This is a genomic window from Rhodococcus sp. IEGM 1241, from assembly GCF_033142365.1.
Lineage (GTDB): Bacteria > Actinomycetota > Actinomycetes > Mycobacteriales > Mycobacteriaceae > Rhodococcus_F > Rhodococcus_F erythropolis.
On record NZ_JAWLSE010000036.1, the window covers coordinates 1 to 7044 of the forward strand.

1 protein-coding gene is annotated in these 7044 nt (G+C 61.4%); it reads left to right on the top strand.

Going from position 1 to position 7044, the window contains the following annotated elements:
• Window positions 1–7044, top strand: a 7044-nt coding sequence (locus R4P70_RS32285; protein WP_317833788.1) for a non-ribosomal peptide synthetase, incomplete at both ends; no start/stop codon positions are given.

Consider the following 7044-nt stretch of genomic DNA (forward strand, 5'->3'; position numbering starts at 1 on the left):
GTGAGGATTCTCCGGGTGATCAGCGGTTGGTGGCGTATGTGGTTTCGGCTGCGGGTGTGAGCGTTTCGGTCGACGATCTTCGGGTGTCGGTGGGTTCGTTGTTGCCGGAGTACATGGTGCCGTCGGCGTTTGTGGTGTTGGATTCGATTCCGTTGACGGTGAACGGGAAGTTGGATCGTCGGGCGTTGCCGGTTCCGTCGTTGCAGGTTGCGGTGTTCCGGGCTCCGACGTCGGTGGTGGAAGAGGTTGTGGCGCAGACGTTTGCGGATGTTCTGGGCGTTGAGCGTGTTGGTTTGGATGATGATTTCTTCGCGCTCGGTGGTAATTCGCTGATTGCGACGCAGGTGACGTCTCGGTTGGGTCAGGCGTTGGATGCTTCGGTGTCGGTGCGGGAGTTGTTCGAGGCGTCGACCGTTGAAGGGCTTGCTGCCCGACTCGGTTCTCGTGTTGGTGGTGGTTCGCGTGCGGCGTTGACTGCGCAGGTGCGTCCGGCGCAGGTTCCGTTGTCGTTGGCGCAGCAGCGCATGTGGTTCCTCAACCAGTTGGATACGAACTCGGCAGGGAACAATGTTCCGGTTGCGATCACGCTCACCGGAAAACTGGACGTGTCGGGGCTGGAACAGGCTGTCTCGGACGTTGTCGGCCGCCATGAGGTTCTCCGCACGGTCTACCCCGAGGTCGACGGAATCGGCTACCAGAAGATCGTTGCACCGGCTGATGTCGGCGTGAACCTCGCTGCAACCTTGGTCTCGGATTCAGAGATTGTTTCCGAGGTAACGAACTTCGTGGCGACGGGTTTCGACGTGACAACCGAGGTTCCGTTGCGCGCCAGGCTTTTCCAGACCAAGGCCGACGAGCACGTTCTCGTATTCGTGGTGCATCACATCTCGACCGACGGTTTCTCGATGGGCCCGCTGACCCGCGACATCATGACCGCCTACTACGCCAGAACCAACGGCCAGGCTCCGACCTGGACGCCGTTGCCGGTGCAGTATGCCGACTACGCACTGTGGCAGCGTGAGGTTCTCGGGTCCGAGGACGATCCGCAGTCAATCATCGCGCAGCAGATCACTTACTGGGCGCAAGCATTGGACGGCGTGCCCGAACAGTTGAATCTTCCCGGGGATCGGGCCCGGCCGGCGGTATTCTCCGGTCAGGGAGCAACATTCGAATTCTCGATCGGTCAGGAACTGCATGAGCGGCTGATCGGTGTCGGTCGTGAGCACAATGCGTCGATGTTCATGGTGGTCCATTCGGCGCTGGCATCACTTCTCGCACGTCTGTCGGGAACAACGGACATCACCATCGGCGCGCCGATGGCAGGACGAGGTGAATCCGAACTCGACGATCTGATCGGAATGTTCGTCAACACCTTGGTGCTACGTACCGAGGTTGATCCTTCAGCCCCGTTTACCACACTTCTGTCGTCGGCTCGAGAGACCGATCTTCAGGCGTTCGCGCACTCGGACCTTCCCTTCGAGCGGCTCGTGGAAGTGCTGGATCCCGTTCGGTCGAGGGCACACCACCCGCTGTTCCAGGTGGCATTGGCGTTCCAGAACCTGGGGCAGAATTCGTTGGCTCTGCCGGGTCTGACGGCCGCCGAGTTCGCAATCGACGAGACTGTGGCCAAGTTCGACCTGCAGCTCACGATCAGTGAGGTATCAGAAGGGCTGTCGGCGACGTTCACGTACGCGACGGATCTGTTCGACGAATCGACCGTCCGCGGATTCGCCGCACGATTGATGCGCATCCTGAACGGAATTGCGACGGACCCCGCAACTTCAGTGGGTGACATCGAAATCCTCGACTCGTCCGAGCGTGAGGTTCTGACGAGTCAAAGGGCTTCGTCAGGAGTAGCGCAGGCGCCGTTGGCCGAGATTCTTGCCGACGCTGCTGCGCGTTACCCGGACAACGTCGCATTGCGCTACCCCGGCACGGCGCAGGCCGCTGCCGGTAGGTCCATGACGTATCGCGAGGTCGACGAGTGGTCGTCGAAGCTGGCCCGCGTTTTGATCAACCGTGGTCTCGGGGCTGAAGATCTTGTGGCGGTGTCGATTCCGAGATCCGTCGAATCGGTACTCGCGGTCTGGGCAGTGTCGAAGACCGGGGCAGCGGTCGTTCCGATCGATCCGCACTATCCGGCAGACCGTATCGCGCACATGCTCAGCGACTCTGGTGCAAAGGTAGGCCTGACCCTCGACGTCGAACGTCCGAACCTCACCGACGACGTCGAGTGGTTGGTCGTGGACGGACCACGCGGCGAACAGATGACCGCCGGAGTGTCCGCAGCGCCAATCGATGCCGAGGAACGTGTCCGTCCACTGACGACTGCTCATCCGGCCTGGGTCATCTACACCTCCGGCACGACCGGTCTACCCAAGGGCGTTGTCGCCACCAACGCAGGTCTGGCGAGCTTCAGTGTCACGCAGGCCGCGCATTACCTCGTGAAGCCCACCTCGCGGACATTGCACTTCGCGTCACCGAGTTTCGACGCGTCGATGCTCGAGTTGTTCCTCGCGGTGGCCACCGGCGCGACGATGGTCATCGTCCCACCTGGCGTGTACGGCGGCGACGAGCTGGCTGAGGTGTTCCGTAGCGAACGAGTCACCCATGCGTTCATCACGCCGGCGGCTCTGGCGTCGATGGACCCGAGCGGCCTGGACGACCTGACGGTCGTAGGCGTGGGTGGCGAAGCGTATTCGCCGGAACTGATCAGCAAGTGGACGACAGGTGACGGCTCGACCGCATCGGCTTCGGCTCCCAGGACGTTCTTGAATGTCTACGGCCCGACCGAGACGACGATCGTGACGAACGTCAGCGTTCCGCTTCTGCCGGGTGACCGAATGGACATCGGCGCCACGATCGGTGACATGGCCGCTTTCGTTCTGGACACACGACTCAATCCAGTTCCACTCGGAGTCTCGGGCGAGCTGTATCTGTCCGGTCCTCAGGTGACCCGCGGCTATCATCGTCGCCCGGGCTTGAGCGCCGATCGATTCGTGGCAAACCCGCACGGTAATCCGGGCGAGCGAATGTACCGAACCGGTGACGTGGTGCGCTGGGTCGCTGGAACCGCACCCTCCACCTACGCCGTGGAATACGTGGGCCGCAACGATTTCCAGGTCAAGATTCGCGGTTTCCGTATCGAACTCGGTGAGATCGATGCGTCATTGACCGCACACCCCGAGGTCGAGTTCGCTGCGACGATGGGTACGACCCTGCCGTCGGGTGCTCCGGCACTGGTGTCGTACGTGTTCACCGGAAAGAACGCTTCGGTCACTTCGGCGGAATTGATCGAATTCGTCTCCAGAACCCTTCCGGCTCACATGGTTCCGGCTTCGATAATGGTCTCCTCGGACATGCCACTGAGCCCGGCCGGCAAGCTGGACCGAAAAGCGCTCCCAGCGCCGGTCTTCGAGACCAAGGAATTCCGCGCCCCGGTTACCGAGATGGAACAAGTCCTGAGCGAGATCTTCGCGGACGTTCTCGGTCTGGATCGAATCGGAACGGACGACTCGTTCTTCGCGCAGGGCGGCGACTCGATCATGTCGATCCAGCTCGTCTCGCGGGCGAAGGCACGTGGGGTCGTATTCGCACCCAGTGAGGTCTTCGAGAGCAAGACTGTCGCGGCATTGGCCGAAGTGGCGAAGTATGCCGCCGACGTCGAGGCCGCGGTGGTGCTCGAGGAGTTGCCGGGCGGTGGAGTCGGCTGGATGCCGTTGACGCCGATCGAACGATTCATGGTCGAGCGCGGTGGCAGCTACAACCGATTCACACAGACGATGACTCTCGAGCTTCCACTCGGAGCGCAGCGAACCGACATCGTGCGAACCCTCGCCGCCGTCGTCGACCACCATGACATGTTCCGATCGCGGTTGATCTCCGACGGTCGCGGATGGGGAATGTCGGTCTCCGAGCCGGGAACCGTGGACGTCGAGGATCTACTCAGCCGGGTGGATGTTGATGCGTCCTCGGACGAGTCGACAATTGTTCTCACGGCTTCCAAGGGCCTCGACGAGGCTCTCGGCCGGTTGAATCCGGCAGGCGGCGTGATGGTTCAGTTCGTGTGGGTCGACTTCGGTCCCACTCGCACCGGGCGCTTGATCATTGCTGCGCATCACTTGATCGTCGACGGGGTTTCCTGGCGAATCATTGTTCCGGATCTGGTGTCGGCTGCGGCTCAGATGGCCGGGGCGGGCGGAGCGACGGGGGATGTGGCTCTCGAACCTACGGGTACGTCGATGCGACGTTGGGCTCATGCATTGTCCGAAGAGGCACATCGGGAGTCACGGGTAGCCGAGCTGGATACGTGGCGGAAGGTGTTGCAGACACCGGATCCGGTGCTGGGCAAGAGGGCGTACGACTCTGCGGTCGACGTTGCGGCAACGGTTCAGCGGATAAGCGTGACTGTCCCCACTCAGGTGACCGAGACCCTGCTGACCACGCTGCCGGAGGTTTTCAACGGCGGCGCCAACGACGGCCTGCTCGCTGGACTGGCACTCGCGCTGATCGAGTGGCGTCGCCGTGCGGGAATCGACTCGTCATCTGTCCTGCTGCAGCTCGAGGGCCACGGCCGCGAAGAAGCCGTGATTCCCGGTGCTGACCTGTCGAGGACGGTTGGCTGGTTCACTGCTGCATTCCCGATCAGTCTCGATCTTTCCGATGTTGATCTGGGTGACGCTTTCGCCGGAGGTGATTCGGCGGGACACGTGATCAAAGCAGTGAAGGAACAGCTGCTGGCGATCCCGGACAAGGGCGTCGGGTACGGACTGCTGCGCTACCTGAACGAAGACACGCGCGCAGTGCTTTCTCTCTTCTCCGGGGGACAGGTCAGCTTCAACTACCTGGGACGAGTTGTCGCCGAGGATCTTCCGGCAGGCGTCGAGGGACTCGGGTGGCTGCCGGCCGGCGATTTCGCCAACGTGTCGGCACCCGAAGACGTCGACATGCCCGCAAACAAGGTCGTCGACATCAATGCGATCGTCAACGACGGCGCAGACGGTGCTGTTCTGGAGGCCTCTTTCGCATACCCCGTCGGTGCCATCGACGGCGAGAGTGTCGAGGCATTTGCACAGATTTGGGTCGAAGCACTGACCGCCCTGGCAGAGCATTCTCGCTCCGTCGGAGCCGGAGGACTCACACCGTCCGACGTACCGCTTGTCTCCGTGAGCCAACGAGATATCGACGGCTTCGAGAATCGATTCGGCACAGTGACCGACATCTGGCCGCTGGCACCGCTCCAGTCCGGGTTGCTCTTCCACGCGATGTTGGCGGAATCCAGCGTCGACCTCTACTCGGTGCAGATGATTCTCACTCTGTCCGGGCAGGTAGATGCCGACCGATTGCGTACTGCAGCACAGGGAATCATCGACCGTTATGCGAACCTGCGAACAGCATTCACGGCCGACGACGACGGAACGCCGGTCCAGATAGTCCTCGAAGATGTTGCCGTCCCGTGGCGGAACATCGATCTCAGCGATATCGCGGCGGTCGACCGCGAGGCAGCCCTGGACGAAGTTTTGACGGCTGACCAGGCGACACACTTCGACATGGCATCACCGCCGTTGATTCGGTTCACCTTCGTCACGATGGCGGAGGGGGACTATCGCTTGGTGGTAGCGAATCACCACATCATTCTCGACGGTTGGTCGGTGCCGCTGCTCTTGCAGAACCTGTTGGCGCTGTACGCGACTCGTGGTGACGACTCGGTTCTTCCGCGCGTGCGTAGCTATCGCAATTACCTGGCGTGGCTTGTCGATCAGGATCGTGATCGATCACTCACAGCCTGGGCGGATGCGCTTTCCGGCGTCGAAGAGCCGACGCTGCTTGCTCAGGTCACAGGCGGACAGGAATTCACCGCGCTGTCACAGAAGCTGAACGTGTCGATGTCGTCGGAGACAACCGCGGCGCTCACTGCTCTGGCCGCACGACTCGGCGTCACCGCTAACACGATCGTGCAGAGCGCGTGGGCGGTCCTGCTCGGTGCGTTGACCGGAACCGACGACGTTGTCTTCGGTGCAACAGTGTCCGGCCGGCCACCGGCACTCACCGGGGTCGAATCGATGGTCGGGTTGTTCATCAACACCCTCCCCGTGCGGGTGCGCCTCGACGCCGCGGAGTCCGTCGAAGAATTGGTTGCCAGGGTCCAGATCGAGCAGGCGAGAATGCTTGATCATCACTATCTCGGTTTGACCGATGTCCAGAAAGCAGCGGACGTCGGAACACTGTTCGACACGTTGGTTGTATTCGAGTCGTACCCGGTCGACCGTGAGGGCCTCGCCGCACAGGCGGATGTTCTCGACGGAATGATGATCGACGACATCGCCTCGGACGATTCCACGAACTACCCGTTGACCCTGCTGATCGCACTCGACGAGCAGTTGCACTTGACGCTGCGGTACCTACCGGACTTCTTCGATGCCGACTACGCAACTGCGTTGCTGGACAGAGTTCTTCGACTGCTCTCCTCCGTAGCCACCGATCCTTCGGTGCGTGTTGGTGACGTTGATATTTTGGATTCTGTTGAGCGTTCGTTGGTGCTCGAGGGGTGGAATGACACGGCTCGTGAGGTTGCGGGTGTGTCGGTGTTGGACGGGTTTGTTGCGCAGGTGGCGGCGTCTCCGGATGCGGTAGCGCTCTCGTTCGAGGGGCAGTCTGTGTCGTATGCGGAGTTCGATGCTCGGGTGAATCGTTTTGCCAGGTATTTGGTTTCGGTGGGTGTGGGGCCGGAGTCGTTGGTGGGTGTTGCGGTTCGTCGGTCGGTTGATTTGTTGGTTGCGGTTTACGGTGTGCTCAGGGCTGGTGGTGGGTATGTTCCGGTGGATCCGGATCAGCCTGCGGAGCGTAATGGGTATGTGTTGGAGTCGGCGTCGCCGGTGTGTGTGGTCAGTACGTCTGATGTTGGTTTCGATGCTGGTGTGGTGCCGGTGGTCGAGGTTGATGTTGTTGATGTGTCTGGTTTTTCGGGTGCGCCTGTGTTGGATGTGGATCGGGTTGCGCCGCTGCGTGGTTCGAATGCTGCGTATGTGATTTTCACGTCGGGGT